The following is a 14,597-nucleotide window of genomic DNA, read 5'->3' on the forward strand; positions in this document are numbered from 1 at the left end:
ATCAAGCGCGCCCGGAGATCTGATCATGATCCTTGGGTAATCGGCACGCGGGAATTGCCGCACCTTTGTCAGGATTGCGGTGCGTTCAGCGCCCAGTCATATTCGTCGTCGGAAACATCAAACCCGCCGATATGATCAAGCTGTGCGGTCAGCTCGGGCCCGGCAAAGGTCAGAAGATGGGCGACAAATTGCGCATCCCCCGCCCCGAAATCATCCCGATACCAGTCATACAGACTTGAAATCACAAAGCCGCCATCGCCGTCACTATGGATGGCGCGCGCATGGTTGATAAAACCGCGCGCGGCCTGATCAAGCTGGCTTTCGATCCGTTTGGCATCATAGGCATCGCGCGCCAGCGCCGGACAGCCGACCGATGCACAATTGACCGCATAGTGAATGCGCGCATCCTGCCAGATCGGGCGCAATATCCGGTGTTCGATATCATCAAGTGACAAGGTCCGCCCTTCGATACGGACAAGCTTTTTGCCCCACGGACCCGATGCGAACAGGCCCGGCGAAATGTCGATATCGCGGATCGATGCCACCGGATAATGGTCAAGCACCACCTTCACGGTCAGCGCGTTATAAAGATTGATCCAGTATGCCATCTGCTCGGCCCGGTTAAGGCGACTGACCGATATATCGACCATCTGGTCTATATAATGTGCAACCGCATAAATCCCGTTTGCGCGCTCCGACAAGGCACGCTGGTAATCAAATGTGGTCACCCCGGCTTCGGGCTGATCAACAAACCGGTCAAGAACCCCCTGCCATTCCGAATGATCGACCATGATCGTGCTTTGCGGATCGTAAACCTGCCAGTCCGGCCACAGATCGGCCTTTGGCGCGGCATTGACCGCCCCCGGCATCGCAAGCATCACCATGACAACAAGCACAGGCGCAAGACTGGCCAGACCAGGCCATCCGGGCAAACTGGCGCGTCGAACCAGACGCCACAGACCGCACAGGTCGCAAAGACGGCAAAGACCGGAAACAAATGGCAAAAGGGGCAAAGAACGCATAACCGCAAAACCGTTTCATCAGTGATACAGGATCAGGCAAGCGCCTGTCGGCTTTTGGAACAGTTTCCAGTGTAACCCGTTTCAGCACGTCACAGCCTCATCAAACCGGCGTGATCACGGGAACCTGCTTTATGTACTTTTAACCCCAAGTTGGGTTACACTATCACCCATGATACAGGCAGGCGCAATACAGGTTATCCCCGGGAGTGGTGGGCAACTTGGCCAGATCATAGCCACACGTGCCCTGCCCGGCTCCGGGAGCCAGCCGCCGACCAGCGGGTCGGGCGGAACGGGCGCGTCTGCGCCACAAACCATGCCAGCCGCCGTCGCCCTTGTACCGCTTGCCAGCAACACCCCCGCGCCCAACCCGTCACAAACCGGATCGAACACCCTGTCACGGTCGGGGCAGGCCGGCTCCCTCGGATCGACGACGGGAACGGCCAGCAGCCCAGAACCCGCGCAGCCATCACCCCCGCCGCCCTCAACCGCGCCGGTCAACCGGGCCGCATCGGTGATCACGATCATTCAGCAACTTGATCCCCGCGATATTGCGGGCGAACAAACGGCCGGGGAAACAGACACAAGAAGCCCGACCGAACGTCAGCAACAGGAACGCGAAGACACCCCGAAAAGCGCCCGGCAACCCACCGCCAACCCGGCGCTTCTGACCGCAAGCGAACGCGAAATCGTCCAGCAGCTTCGCGCCCGCGACGCCACCGTCAGAACCGAGGAAGAAAGTCATCAGGCCCTTGCCGGGGCAAATGCCGGCATGATCACCTATAGCTATACCGCCGGACCTGACGGGCGGCTTTATGCCACCGGCGGCAAGGTCAGCATCCGCCCGCTTCAGGGGCTGGACGGCATCGCCGCCATCGCCAATCAGGCCGCGATATCGCGCGCGGCATCGGTACCGGGAAGCTCGGCGGCCGACTTCAATGTCGCCAAGGGTGCATCAATGAATATATCGGCAATGATTTCGGCACAGGCCTATGCGGCAGCGGAAAGCTACCGCGCGACCATCGGACTGAATATCGGGCTGAATGCCGCACCGGGGTCGGTCGACCTTCGCGGCTAATCAGCCGTCATCATCGGGCAATCTGTGCTTCGACCGCAAGCTTATCAAGGAGCGAACGCACATTCACGATCTTGCCATCGCGAAATTCGTAGAACACATTCTCAGAAAAGGCAACCTTCCGACCATTTACCGCAAGCCCGAGAAACTCGCCCTTTGGCGAGCACTCAAAAGCCAGCACGCTTGCAACATGGGTTTCATTGGCGACCAGCAAATCGATAGTGAACCGAAGATCGGGAATTTCCCGATAATCCCGTTCAAGCATGGCGCGATAGCCCGACAAACCAACATGCTTGCCGTTGTAATGCACATCGTCGCCAACATAATCACCAAGGCGATCCCAATCCTGCGCATTCAGGCAATCGATATATCCGCGGTAAAGTTCTTCCAGACGCCGGGCGCGCATAAACCGCCCCCTATGCGTAATGCCAGAAGATATCAAAGCCCGGATTGAACACCGTGACCGGACCGTCGCCGGTTTCGATCTTGGCGGGGAATTTCGCCGGTTCCGCGCGTTTTTCCAGCGTGATCTGATCACCGTTTAGCGGCAGACCATAGAATTGCGGCCCGTTGATCGAGGCAAAGGCTTCAAGCTTGTCAAGGGCGTTTTCCTGCTCGAACACATGGGCAAGAAGCTGCACGGTATTGTTGGCGGTAAAGATACCGGCACAGCCGCACGGGCTTTCCTTGCGATCATCGGTATGCGGGGCGGAATCCGTGCCCAGGAAGAAGCGCGCATCCCCCGACGTTGCCGCCGCACGCAGGGCCAAACGGTGTTTTTCACGCTTGGCAACCGGCAAGCAATACATATGCGGATGAATGCCGCCGACCAGAATGGCATTGCGGTTGATGATCAGGTGATGCGTCGTAATGGTCGCGCCCAGATTTTTGTCATTGGCTTTGACATATTCAACGCCGTCTTCGGTGGTGATGTGTTCCATCACCACACGCAGTTCCGGCAGACGCTTGCGCAGCGGATCAAGAACCCGGTCGATAAATACCGCTTCACGATCAAAGATATCAATATCCGCATCGGTGACTTCGCCGTGCACACAAAGCGGAATACCAAGCTCTGCCATACGTTCAAGGGCTGGCATCGCATTATCGAAATTGCGCACCCCGCTGTCGGAATTGGTGGTTGCCCCGGCCGGATACAGCTTCAAGGCGGTGATCACACCGGCCTTATATCCTTCCTCGATATCATCGGGATTGGTGCCCTCGGTCAGATACAGGGTCATCAGCGGGGTGAAATCATGGCCTTGCGGAATGGCTGCGGTGATGCGATCGCGATAGGCCACGGCATCCGCGGTCTTGACCACCGGCGGCACCAGGTTCGGCATAATGATCGCACGGGCAAAATGCTCCGACGTCTCGCCAATCACACCTTTGAGCATCTCACCATCACGCAGATGCAAATGCCAGTCATCCGGACGGCGAAGGGTAATGCGTTGTGTCGACATGTGGCGATCTCCTGGCAACCGATGAACCCGTTTGGGAAATATGGAGCGTTACCTAGCAGATTGGCGCGAAATTGGGAACGTCAAAGCGCCAAGATTCCACTCAACACTATTTCAAACTTGTCTTGACCATTTATTCGAAGAAAGCTCTCTTGAAAATCAAAATGACCTAATTCAATATTGAGTTGAATTTTAGTAACGATCTAAAATTTTCAATAGAATCTTATCCAACAGGAAACGAACATGGTTCCTTCAAATGAGTCCGATGATTTAGACAACTTCGAAAACCTTTACGAACCATACGAGCCAGATTTCAACACACACTTTTCGATTGCAGGATTCCGCTCACTCGTCGATTTCGAGATAAAGCTAACACCCGGAGTAAATATTCTTGTTGGACCGAACGGGTCCGGGAAAACTAATTTCATTGAATTCCAAGATTTTATTAGCGACGTGATCGAAAATGGATGCTCAAAAGCAGTATTTTCGGCTGGTGGAATTTCGCGAGTCTTCAGTCAAGAGAACACTAAAAGAAGCTCGAGCAAACTTCACGCAACAATAAAAGGGATTGCCGACATTGAAGACAGCTTCGATGCAGAAGATTCTTCACATCGTTTTTTCCGCTACGAATACCAGATTGAAATTCGATACAGTAAAAAGCATTCGGCAATCTACATTCACAAAGAAAATCTCAAGATTTTCAAAATGCATAACCGCCAAGAGTGGTGGGTTTCATACTCGCCTGTTGGCAACATTACTGTAAAACGACGCTCACCTGTCGAAAACGGAAATTCAATTTGGCACTTGGGCTCTCGGCTTTTCACGCAAAACCACAGAAACCCTTTTCACGTCCTGAGTCGTTTCTATCTAATTCGGAATGCAGGCAAAACCAAAAACCACCGCCTTATTCTACAGTCGATCAGAGAACGCATTGAGAGCACACCCATAATGCCTGACGAGAGTTTTTTGTCAGCAATCAAAGGCATCCCGGCTCTTGACGTCATTAGAAAATCGATCTCTCGGGGGCACTCATTTAACCCTCTGCCGGAAAAATCTAGGGCCGCAGATGACTTAGCCTCGCGACCCGGCATAACCTTTGACGGTTCGGGATTATCAGCAACGCTATACCACCTACAACAACTAAAGAGAGATGACACTGCCCTGCGTAGACCTCAACGGCTGATGAGTAGCATTCGCCGCGCAGACAAAGAAACTCTCGACATGGTCATCCAATGGACCAAACTGGTAATCCCAGAGCTTTTAGCCATCGTGGTCAACCAAGACCCTCACTCAGGAAAGTACTTGGGATACTTGGTCGTCAACGAAGCAAAGCCTCTCCGAATCCCCCTTCAAAGCGCTAGTGATGGCACATTGAAATGGCTCGCTCTTGCCTGCTTGATACTCTCGTACAATGGAGTGTTCTCAATTGAAGAACCCGAGAACTTCTTACACCCCAAAATGCAGCAATCACTTATCAGTCTGATCAGAGAAACCATCGAGGACTCATCTCCCACCAAACACTTCACATTATCCACACACAGCGAGACACTTATTAATCAATGTCGACCAGATGAGATAGTGATCTTTGAATACGGATCCAATGGAACAACTTGCTCAAAAGTGCGCAATCCCAAGCGCATAGAGGAAGAAATAAACAGAACTGGCTTTGGATTGGGGAGCTACTATGCCAGCAATGCACTTTCCTAAAATACTGGCCTTTGTTGAGGGCCATATGGAGCGGATGTTTATCGCGGACAACTTCCGCTACGTTGATACTATCACACTAATGAACGGAGTTTCCTGGTCAGAGGAAGCAATGTCAGAACAAATACTTACCAAATTCATCGCAAAGGATGCAAACCCGGATTTAATCTGGATTTGGCTGGACCGTGAAGACCCAAGCAGGTCAGTAGTTAAAATCAAAAGCCTTATAACAAAAAAGATGTCAATGCATGGATTCGACAGAAAAAAAATAAAATTTTTAATACCAGATCAAATGACTGAGAATTTGATATTATCCGACGAAGAATTAATGAGGTCTATCCTTAAAGACCCATCATACACTTACACATTAGAAGGAAAAAATGGTAAGTCTCACATTAAGAGATTACATAAATCACTGGGGATAAATTATAAAGAAACCTACCACGGCGTCAATTTATTGAAAAAACTTCGCATTGCAAACTGTGCAAAAGCAAGTTCAAGCGCAAACGATTTTTACAGCAGCACTAATATCAAATGTTGGTGGATCGAACCATAAGGCTAAACGACAAAAGGCCAGGCATTTCTGCCTGACCTTTTCACATGGGGCGAGTGATGGGACTTGAACCCACGGCCCCCAGAGCCACAATCTGGTGCTCTAACCACCTGAGCTACACCCGCCATCGTGTGGCGCGGTTTATATGGCCCGTGGCCCCCAACGTCAAGCGCATATTTTCACTTTTTTCCGCTGATTTTTCCCAAGCCCTTCAAAGCGCCGAATTTTGCGGGCTTGGGCGATGTGGTGGTGGTTTGACTGGTGAATTCTTCATACAAATTCGCCGACCTACCCGTCTGAACATCTTGCATGTCGGGCCACATGCCTTAATTAATCGGGGTCACGAACTGAACCGCAAAACAGCGTGCAAAACCATGCATATATGTATTTGCGGATTGCCGGCACCCGATGGTTGATCTTGGGGCAACCGGCCACAAAACAGAAAAACAGACGGAGTATCGGAATGAAGTGGGGCGTTATCAGCACCGCCAAGATCGGCACGGAAAAGGTCATTCCGGCCATGCAGGAAAGCGAAAAGCTTGAAATTCTGGCGATTGCCGGACGCGATCTTGAAAAGACCCGCGAGGTCGCCGAAAATTTGCGTATTCCGCGCGCCTATGGCTCCTATGAGGAGCTTCTGGCCGACCCGTCAATCGAGGCGGTTTACAATCCCCTGCCCAACCATCTTCATGTCGAATGGACGATCAAGGCGCTGGAAGCGGGCAAACATGTCCTGTGCGAGAAGCCGATCGGCCTTAATACCGAGGATGCCAAGCGCCTGATTGCTGCGCGCGACAAAAGCGGCAAACAGGTTCTTGAAGCCTTTATGGTGCGTCATCACCCGCAATGGCTAGAAGCCCGCAAGATCGTCGAAAGCGGTCAGATCGGCCAGCTGACCGCGGTGCAAAGCATCTTTACCTATTTCAATGCCGACCCGAACAATGTGCGTAACAAAAAGGACATTGGCGGCGGCGGGTTGCTTGATATCGGCTGTTATTGCGTTGTCGGCCCGCGCTTTGTCACGGCAAAGGAGCCAGTCCGCGTTGTGTCGCTGATGGACAAGGACCCGAAATTCGGCACCGACCGGCTTGTATCGGGGATGCTTGATTTCGGTTCGGGCCTTCAGGCGAGCTTTGTCTGCGGCACCCAGTCCGCGGCAGTTCAGCGCGTGCATATTCTGGGCTCTGAGGGCCGGATCGAAATCCTGATGCCGTTCAACCCGATCCCGGAAAACCCCGCAATCATCCGGGTTGGCGGGCAGAAACAGCCGGGCTTTGACGAAGCCCGCGAAATCAAATTCCCGGTCTGCAATCACTATACCCTGCAAGGGGAATCGGCGACCGCGATCTTTGCCGGTGAAAGCCCGGTCGATTATCCGATCGAAGATGCGATCATGAACATGCAGATCCTTGATGCCCTTGCCCGTTCGGCCAAGACCGGCAGCTGGGAAATGGTCAAATCCTGATCAGCAGGTATCGACCTTATTAAATGACAAAGGGCGCAAGCAGATGCTTGCGCCCTTTGTGTATCGGCATATCCGGCACCGGCCGGATCACGGCACCGCACAGTACGGCAATCCTATTTGGCAAACGCCTTTTTCATGCGGTCGATGGCATCCTGCATCTTTGTTTCTTCCTTGCAGAAGCAGAACCGCACGAAATGGCGCACGCCACCGTCTTCACCTTGATAGAAGGCCGACACCGGGATGGCGACCACACCGGCTTCCTTGATCATGATCTGGCAGAATTCGACATCATCACAATCATAGCCAAGCGGGCGGAAATCACAGGTGATGAAATAGGTCCCCTGGGAATCCAGAACATCAAACCCGACGTCCTTGAGCCCCCTCATCAGGAAATCACGCTTGGCCTGCATTTCGGCGGTGAAGGTTTCGAAATATTCGTCATCCTTGTTCAGGCCATAGGCCACACCGTGCTGAAGCCCCGGCGGCACGGTAAAGACAAGGAACTGGTGCGCCTTTTTGATCGGCTCCATCAGTTTGGCACAGGCCGTGACATAACCGATCTTCCACCCGGTCAGCGAGAATGTCTTGCCCGCCGATCCGATCCGCACGGTGCGATCATGCATGCCCGGGAAAGTCATCAACGGTTTGTGTTTGCGGCCATCAAAGACCAGATGTTCATACACCTCGTCACACAGCGCGATGACGTCATGCTTGATGCACAGATCGGCAACAAATTGCAGTTCGTCGTCGCTATAAACCTTGGAACAGGGGTTCTGCGGCGAGTTGATCAGGATCAGCTTGGTTTTTTCGCTAAAGGCGGCGGCCAGTTCTTCGCGCGGCAATTCCCAGTGCGGCGGGGTCACGCGCACCAGTTTGGGAATACCACCGGCCAGCTTCACCATCGGAAGGTAGCTGTCATAAAGCGGTTCGATCAGAATGACTTCATCACCCGGGGCCACCAGACCAAGGATCACATCAGCCAGCCCCTCGGTTGCGCCGACCGCAACCAGAACCTCTGTTTTCGGATCAACATCGATGCCATAGAACCGTTTATTGTGATCGGCAACGGCCTGAAGCAATTCGGGCACCCCGGCAAGCGGCGGATACTGGTTGGACAGTTCCATGGTTGCCTTGGCGGCGGCTTCGCGGATATCGGCCGGGCCGTCGGTATCGGGTGCACCCTGCCCCAGATTGATGGCCTGATGTTTCTGGGCCAGTTCGTTCATCACTTCAAAGATCGTAATACCGCCCGAAGCAAAAAGCGGGTTGCCGACAAATTCGGTCATGAGGCGTCCTTTATATTATATGCGTTCGCCGGATGGTGGCGTCCGGTTGCAGCCCGGCCCGATCAGGCCATTTTATGGGTCATCCGTGCCGTACTATAATCGCCCAAAGGCAAATTGTTCGAGTCCATATATCAGACAGACCGATTAAAGGTCATCTGGCGCATATGCATGACACAATTCACTCTTTTGCGGCAAATCCTGTCGCATGCCGGTGTCATTCTGGCAAGGATTGAGCAATCCGGATCACTCTGCCCGGCGATGATGCAGGGCGTTTGCATATTTTTTGATCATTTTGCCTAAAACTCGATCACCTGCAATCAAGAAAATCTTAAAAATTTCATGGGTTTTGCTGGGTTTTCGCGCAAAGAATCCTTAGAATGCCACCGCGGACCAAACTTGGCATGGTCCGTGCAACAGACACCGTGCGAAGCATTACGCTTTCCGAGTTCTACGCAACTCTCGCAAAAAGCAGAGGGCGCTTAATGAAAAAGATCGAAGCCATCATCAAGCCATTCAAGCTTGACGAGGTAAAAGAGGCCCTTCAGGAGATCGGCCTCAAAGGGATTACCGTCACCGAAGCCAAAGGTTTCGGCCGTCAGAAAGGTCACACGGAGCTGTATCGCGGCGCCGAATATGTTGTGGACTTTCTGCCGAAGGTAAAGCTGGAAATCGTCGTTGAGGACACGCTGGTTGAGCGTGCGATTGAGGCAATCCAGCAAGCCGCTCATACCGGCCGTATCGGCGACGGTAAAATTTTCGTTTCCTCACTCGAGGACGCGATCCGTATTCGTACCGGTGAACGGGGCAACGACGCGATCTGATCGGTCTTGCCTGTCAATGAACACCGTACGGTAACTAAATTTGAGTTTTAAAGGGTTGCATCATGTCTGACGCTGCTTCTGTACTTAATCTGATCAAAGAAAAAGGCATCCAGTTTGTCGATCTGCGCTTTACCGATACCAAAGGTAAATGGCAGCACACCGCGCAGGATATCTGCACGATCGACGAAGACGTCTTTGTTGACGGCATCATGTTCGACGGTTCGTCGATCTCCGGCTGGAAAGAAATTAACGAATCCGACATGATCCTGATGCCGGATCCGTCGACCGCTGTTGTTGATCCGTTCACCGCACAGCCGACCCTGATCCTCGTTTGCGACGTTATCGAACCGGCAACCGGCCAGGGTTACGAGCGTTGCCCGCGTTCGACCGCGAAACGCGCACTGGCTTACATGAAGTCGGCTGGCATTGGCGACACCGCATATTTCGGCGCAGAGCCGGAATTCTTCATGTTCGACGACGTTCGTTGGAGCACCTCGCAGGAGAGCATGGCTTACGCGCTTGACTCCGAAGAAGGTCCGTACAACACCGGCACCGAATTCGAAGGCGGCAACCGCGGCCACCGTCCGGGTCCGAAGGGTGGTTACTTCCCGGTACCGCCGGTTGACTCGGCAAACGACATCCGTGCCGAAATGGTCAACTACATCAACGAAATGGGCGTGCGTTGCGAAAAGCACCACCACGAAGTTGCACCGTCGCAGCACGAACTGGGTATCGCATTCGGCACCCTGATCGAACATGCTGACGCCGTTCAGGTTTACAAATACTGCATCCACATGGTTGCACACCAGTATGGCAAAACCGCGACCTTCATGCCGAAACCGATCTTCGGTGACAACGGCTCGGGCATGCACACCCACCAGTCGATCTGGCACGAAGGCAAGCCGCTGTTCGCTGGTAACGGCTATGCTGATCTTTCTGAAACCGCTCTGTACTACATTGGCGGTATCATCAAGCACGCCAAAGCACTGAACGCATTCACCAACCCGACGACCAACTCCTACAAGCGTCTGGTCCCGGGCTTCGAAGCACCGGTTCTGCTGGCATATTCCGCACGTAACCGTTCTGCTTCCTGCCGTATCCCGTACACCGCTTCGCCGAAGGGCAAGCGCGTCGAGATCCGCTTCCCGGATGCCCTTGCCAACCCGTATCTCGCATTCTCTGCAATGCTGATGGCTGGCCTTGACGGTATCGAGAACAAGATCCACCCGGGCGAAGCAATGGACAAAAACCTCTATGACCTTCCGCCGGAAGAGCTCAAAGAAGTTCCGACCGTTTGCCGCTCGCTTCACGAAGCTCTCGACAGCCTCGATGCTGACCGTGAGTTCCTGAAGAAGGGTGACGTTATGACCGACGACCTGATCGACGCTTATATCGCGCTGAAAATGGAAGAAGTCGTTCGTTTCGAACAGGCTCCGCACCCGGTCGAATTCGACATGTATTACAGCGGCTAATTCCTTTCACCCGAAAGGAAGACGCGAAATATCGGAAACGCCCGGCCATCTGGCCGGGCGTTTTCATTTGTACATCTTCTTTTGTGCATAACAGGCGGCAATCATTAAACGGTTTGCTTACCCCTTCCCGATAAGATTTGACCTGACCTTTCGTATCGGGATTTAATCAAGCCTATGAGCAGCAAACCTTCAACGCCCAGTTTTTCCGAAAAACGCAATCGGCAAAAAGCCGACAAACTGGTGAGGACGGCCGAAAATGCGCTGGCAACGGGCCGGGTTTCCGATGCGCAAAATGCCGCCAACCAGGCGCTTTCGCTGATTGCCGGTTATCCCGCGGCCGAGTTTGTTCTTGGACAAGTTGCGCGCGCAACCGGCAAACTGCCGGATGCCGCCCGGCACTTTCAGAATGCCTGTAACAGTCCCGATGCCAAGGTCGAATATTTCCACGAATTTGCCGGTATTCTGGGCGCGATGGGCAAGTTCGATCTGGTGCAGCAAATTCTGTTTGCCGCACTACGCCGCTTTCCAACCCATGGCCCGACCTATAACGAGCTTGGGGTTGTGCTTGTTAAGCGGGAATTCGTCACCCAGGGGATTGAAATCCTTGAAAAGGGCATTGCCTTTAACAAGGACGACTGGTCGAGCCTGCACAATCTTGGATCGGCACTGGCCAAGGTTGGCCGGGACAAGGAAGCGATTCCCTACCTTGACCGGGCGTCCGAACTTGCGCGCAACAATCCCGAACAGCTTGAACGCACCCTGCTTCTGACCGGCGAATCCCATCGGCATCTTGGCGATATGGAAGCCGCGCGCACCTGCTTTCGCAGCGTGCTGAAAGCCAATCCCGCCTGTGGACAGGCCTGGCAAGATCTTTCCGATATCACCAAATTCACTGCCGACAGTGACGACATAAAAACCATGGTGGCCCTGCTGAACCGGGATGACCCGCCACTGGACAAATTTGACCGCGAAACAATCGGCTTTGCCCTGGGCAAGGCGTTCATGGATTGCGGCGATGCCAAACAGGCAATCGCCCACCTTGATCAGGCAAATGCATTGCGCCGGTCGGATTTCGCCGGTCAGGACGAAAACCAGCAAGGCTATGATTCAAAAATTGCCTGTGCACGCGTGCGCGCCATTGCCGATTATTTTCCGGCCAGCCTGTTTGAAAACCTGCCAGAGGCGGGCAAGGATGACCCGACATATGCCTTCATTGTCGGCATGCCGCGATCTGGTAGCACCTTGACCGAGCAAATTCTGGGAAGCCATCCCGACACCCTGCCGACCGGGGAATTGCGCAGTTTTCCGAAATTCAAGGATCGCCTTTTCGGGCAATTATTCCCGAGCACGCCGGGCGACCATGAAAAGATCGCATCGGGCGACCTTCTTGGTGAACTGGCCACCCTGTATCGCAATGATTTGGCCGAGATGTTTGCCCCGTCACCAGACACCCGGGTCATTATCGACAAGATGCTTGGCAACTTTTCCTGGGCGGGGTTGATCCTGCTTGCGATACCCGGCGCGAAGATCATCCATTGTCGGCGCAATCCGGTTGATACCTGTTTGTCGTGCTATTCGAAGCGCTTTGCCAATTTGCAGGTCTATACCTGTGACCAGACAGAGCTTGGCGAATTTTATCGCGCCTATGACGATTTGATGGCCCATTGGCGCAAGGTTCTTCCTGCCGACAGGTTCATTGAAGTCAATTACGAAGACGTCGTTTCGGAAATCGAACAGCAATCACATCGCCTGATAGAGTTTCTGGGCCTTCCATGGGACGATGCCGTGCTTGATTTCCAAAAGGCAAGGCGGTCGGTTCGAACCGCCAGTGCGGCACAAGTCCGTCAAAAACTTTATCAAACCAGTGTTGAACGCTGGAAACCTTACGAACCCTATATTCAGCCACTTTTATCCGCACTTGGCCTGCATGATAGCGACAGGGAAAATTCATGAACACGGCGACATCGCAGACACCCGAACAGGTATTGGAGCAGGCGCAGAAACTTTGGGCGCAGGGCAAATCCCAGAAGACCTACGACCTTGTTTCGACCTATTTGCGGGCCAATCCCAATGACGGGCCGCTGTTGCATTTCTTTGCGGGCGTTCTGGAAAAGCAGGGCAATATATTCGGGGCAATCAAACATCTGGAATTTGCCTGCAAGGCGCCCAACAGCCAAAGCTTGTATTTCCTTGATCTGGCATCACTGCTTGGCAAACAGCAAATGTATGTCGAAAGCCAGAATGTCCTGACGGTTGCGATGAAGCGCGATCCGGGTAATCAGGAAATCCAGGCCCAGCTTGGCAGCATGTTGATCCTGAACGGTTTCTTTGATCAGGGTGTCAAGCTGTTCAGTCACGTGATGGCCCAAAGCCCGTCAAACTGGCAACGATGGACCCTGTTTGCAAATTCGGTCGCCAAATCATCCCGGCCCAAACAGGCCGCCGAACTTTATGACCAGGCACTTGAAATCATGCAGGGTGCCGGTGCATCGGATGCGGATGCAAAGCCGTCGCCAGCCGATATTGCCAACACCCTGATGGCCAAGGCCGATCACCTTAAAACCATCGGCGACAAAGACGGCTGCACAGCCCTTATTCGCGCCGCAATCGCCCAGACAAAATATGTCGCGCGCGCATGGGCGGAACTGGCAACGCTCAAGGCATTTACCGACGATGATGTCGCAACGGTCGAGAAAATGATCGGTGCCGAACGCGGCAAATTGTCGAAGCTTGATCTGCAATATCTGCACCATGCACTTGGCCTTGCCTATATGATGCGCGATGACGGCAAAGCCGCGATGGCGCATTACCTTAAGGCCAATGCCTATCAGCGTGAACAAATCGACTATAACGAGGAAAAGACCCTGGCTTTCCTTGCGAACCTGCCGAATTTCTTTACCCCGGATGCGATTGCCGACAACACCCTGAGCGAAACCGGGGATGAACAGCAATTCATCTTTATTGTTGGCATGCCGCGTTGCGGATCGACCCTGCTTGAACAGGTTCTTGACAGTCACAGCGACGCGTTCGGCGTCGGGGAAATTCGCACCCTGCCCGGGCTTTTGAAGCGGGCCTACGGCGATGGCTTCCCGTCCCTGCCCGCCCATAAAAAACTTTTGGCTGATCCCAAACGGCTGGCCCTGTTTGCAAAGGCCTATCGTGACGAAGTATTGCGGATGCTGCCGCCGGAAGTTCTGAAAAATGGCAAAGGCCCGCGCTATATCGTTGACAAGATGCTGGGCAACTTTGTGTCGGTCGGCCTGATCGCCATGGCATTCCCCAATTCAAAAATCATTCACGCGCGCCGCGACCCGATGGATACCGCGTTTTCATGCTTTACCCATTTCTTTGCCGACGGGCATAAATATCTGTGTGACTTGCGTGAAATCGGCAATTTCTATGTCGCGTATCGTGATCTGATGGCCTATTGGGAAAAGACCCTGTCAAAGGATCAGCTGATCACGGTCGATTATGAAAAAGTCATTGCCGACCTCGATCACGAAGCCCGTCGGCTTGTTGATTTCCTTGACCTTGACTGGCAGGAGGCGTGTCTTGAATTTTATGCCAACACGCGTGAAGTCCGCACCCATAGCGCCCTTGAAGTCCGCCAGCCCGTCTATAACAGCAGCCTGGAACGCTGGCGCCCCTATCAGAAGGAACTGACCCCGCTGATCGAGGCACTTGGCATCAATCCGGACTGATCACACCATAAAATCGTCACGTCGCGCGCCAGTTTTTGCCTGCT

Annotated in this window: 12 protein-coding genes and 1 tRNA gene; 8 read left to right on the plus strand and 5 right to left on the minus strand. The window is 53.4% G+C overall.

What is annotated here, in order from left to right:
* Nucleotides 1-68: 68 nt before the first annotated feature.
* Complete coding sequence (locus M9H61_RS05980; protein WP_250283930.1) at nt 69-1,022, minus strand: DUF547 domain-containing protein; 954 nt, start codon at nt 1,020-1,022, stop codon at nt 69-71.
* A 313-nt stretch (nt 1,023-1,335) separates the two neighbouring features.
* Here M9H61_RS05980 and M9H61_RS05985 point away from each other — a divergent pair, with 313 nt between their 5' ends.
* Nucleotides 1,336-2,097, plus strand: coding sequence for a putative metalloprotease CJM1_0395 family protein (locus tag M9H61_RS05985; RefSeq protein WP_250283932.1), 762 nt, complete (start codon nt 1,336-1,338; stop codon nt 2,095-2,097).
* A gap of 10 nt (nt 2,098-2,107) precedes the next feature.
* Here M9H61_RS05985 and M9H61_RS05990 read toward each other — a convergent pair whose 3' ends face one another.
* Both M9H61_RS05990 and pyrC read right to left on the minus strand, forming a co-directional pair.
* Entirely contained in the window at nt 2,108-2,500 is a 393-nt protein-coding gene (locus tag M9H61_RS05990) for an ester cyclase (RefSeq protein ID WP_250283935.1), read from the minus strand.
* A 10-nt stretch (nt 2,501-2,510) separates the two neighbouring features.
* Nucleotides 2,511-3,554: a dihydroorotase gene (pyrC, locus tag M9H61_RS05995; RefSeq protein WP_250283937.1), complete on the minus strand. Its 1,044-nt coding sequence runs from the start codon at nt 3,552-3,554 to the stop codon at nt 2,511-2,513.
* Nucleotides 3,555-3,794: 240 nt separating this feature from the next.
* Between pyrC and M9H61_RS06000 the strand changes: the two genes are divergently transcribed.
* Complete coding sequence (locus M9H61_RS06000; RefSeq protein WP_250283939.1) at nt 3,795-5,258, plus strand: AAA family ATPase; 1,464 nt, start codon at nt 3,795-3,797, stop codon at nt 5,256-5,258.
* Nucleotides 5,236-5,811, plus strand: a complete 576-nt coding sequence (locus M9H61_RS06005) for a hypothetical protein (protein WP_250283940.1) — start codon at nt 5,236-5,238, stop codon at nt 5,809-5,811. The genes M9H61_RS06000 and M9H61_RS06005 overlap by 23 nt, the downstream gene beginning before the upstream one ends.
* 45 nt (nt 5,812-5,856) lie before the next feature.
* Here the strand turns inward: M9H61_RS06005 and M9H61_RS06010 are convergent.
* Nucleotides 5,857-5,933, minus strand: a tRNA-His gene (locus M9H61_RS06010).
* A 338-nt stretch (nt 5,934-6,271) separates the two neighbouring features.
* Between M9H61_RS06010 and M9H61_RS06015 the strand changes: the two genes are divergently transcribed.
* Complete coding sequence (locus M9H61_RS06015) at nt 6,272-7,273, plus strand: Gfo/Idh/MocA family protein (RefSeq protein WP_250283942.1); 1,002 nt, start codon at nt 6,272-6,274, stop codon at nt 7,271-7,273.
* A gap of 113 nt (nt 7,274-7,386) precedes the next feature.
* On the opposite strand, the gene M9H61_RS06020 is transcribed toward M9H61_RS06015, so the two are convergent.
* Nucleotides 7,387-8,559: an aminotransferase gene (locus M9H61_RS06020; protein WP_250283944.1), complete on the minus strand. Its 1,173-nt coding sequence runs from the start codon at nt 8,557-8,559 to the stop codon at nt 7,387-7,389.
* A 482-nt stretch (nt 8,560-9,041) separates the two neighbouring features.
* Between M9H61_RS06020 and M9H61_RS06025 the strand changes: the two genes are divergently transcribed.
* From M9H61_RS06025 to M9H61_RS06040, 4 genes are all read left to right on the plus strand, one after another.
* Nucleotides 9,042-9,380 carry a P-II family nitrogen regulator gene (locus M9H61_RS06025; RefSeq protein ID WP_007091888.1) on the plus strand — a complete coding sequence of 113 codons (339 nt, stop codon included), beginning with the start codon at nt 9,042-9,044 and terminating at the stop codon, nt 9,378-9,380.
* A 62-nt stretch (nt 9,381-9,442) separates the two neighbouring features.
* The gene (glnA, locus tag M9H61_RS06030) at nt 9,443-10,852 is read left to right on the plus strand and encodes a type I glutamate--ammonia ligase (protein WP_008890688.1); all 1,410 of its coding nucleotides are present in this window, start codon (nt 9,443-9,445) and stop codon (nt 10,850-10,852) included.
* A gap of 174 nt (nt 10,853-11,026) precedes the next feature.
* On the plus strand, nt 11,027-12,805 hold the full coding sequence (locus M9H61_RS06035) for a sulfotransferase (protein WP_250283946.1): 1,779 nt from the start codon (nt 11,027-11,029) through the stop codon (nt 12,803-12,805).
* Nucleotides 12,802-14,553 carry a tetratricopeptide repeat-containing sulfotransferase family protein gene (locus M9H61_RS06040; protein ID WP_250283948.1) on the plus strand — a complete coding sequence of 584 codons (1,752 nt, stop codon included), beginning with the start codon at nt 12,802-12,804 and terminating at the stop codon, nt 14,551-14,553. Before M9H61_RS06035 ends, M9H61_RS06040 begins: the two co-directional genes overlap by 4 nt.
* Nucleotides 14,554-14,597: the final 44 nt, after the last annotated feature.

Source organism: Thalassospira sp. GO-4 (assembly GCF_023588965.1).
Classification (GTDB): domain Bacteria; phylum Pseudomonadota; class Alphaproteobacteria; order Rhodospirillales; family Thalassospiraceae; genus Thalassospira; species Thalassospira povalilytica.

Excerpts from the sequence above, each read along its gene's own strand:
- M9H61_RS06015 (WP_250283942.1), top strand. The coding sequence starts at position 6,272 with ATGAAGTGGGGCGTTATCAGCACCGCCAAGATCGGCACGGAAAAGGTC.
- M9H61_RS05980 (WP_250283930.1), bottom strand. The coding sequence starts at position 1,022 with ATGCGTTCTTTGCCCCTTTTGCCATTTGTTTCCGGTCTTTGCCGTCTT.
- M9H61_RS06020 (WP_250283944.1), bottom strand. The coding sequence starts at position 8,559 with ATGACCGAATTTGTCGGCAACCCGCTTTTTGCTTCGGGCGGTATTACG.
- glnA (WP_008890688.1), top strand. The coding sequence starts at position 9,443 with ATGTCTGACGCTGCTTCTGTACTTAATCTGATCAAAGAAAAAGGCATC.
- M9H61_RS06035 (WP_250283946.1), top strand. The coding sequence starts at position 11,027 with ATGAGCAGCAAACCTTCAACGCCCAGTTTTTCCGAAAAACGCAATCGG.
- M9H61_RS06040 (WP_250283948.1), top strand. The coding sequence starts at position 12,802 with ATGAACACGGCGACATCGCAGACACCCGAACAGGTATTGGAGCAGGCG.
- M9H61_RS06025 (WP_007091888.1), top strand. The coding sequence starts at position 9,042 with ATGAAAAAGATCGAAGCCATCATCAAGCCATTCAAGCTTGACGAGGTA.
- M9H61_RS06005 (WP_250283940.1), top strand. The coding sequence starts at position 5,236 with ATGCCAGCAATGCACTTTCCTAAAATACTGGCCTTTGTTGAGGGCCAT.
- M9H61_RS05990 (WP_250283935.1), bottom strand. The coding sequence starts at position 2,500 with ATGCGCGCCCGGCGTCTGGAAGAACTTTACCGCGGATATATCGATTGC.
- M9H61_RS05985 (WP_250283932.1), top strand. The coding sequence starts at position 1,336 with ATGCCAGCCGCCGTCGCCCTTGTACCGCTTGCCAGCAACACCCCCGCG.
- pyrC (WP_250283937.1), bottom strand. The coding sequence starts at position 3,554 with ATGTCGACACAACGCATTACCCTTCGCCGTCCGGATGACTGGCATTTG.
- M9H61_RS06000 (WP_250283939.1), top strand. The coding sequence starts at position 3,795 with ATGGTTCCTTCAAATGAGTCCGATGATTTAGACAACTTCGAAAACCTT.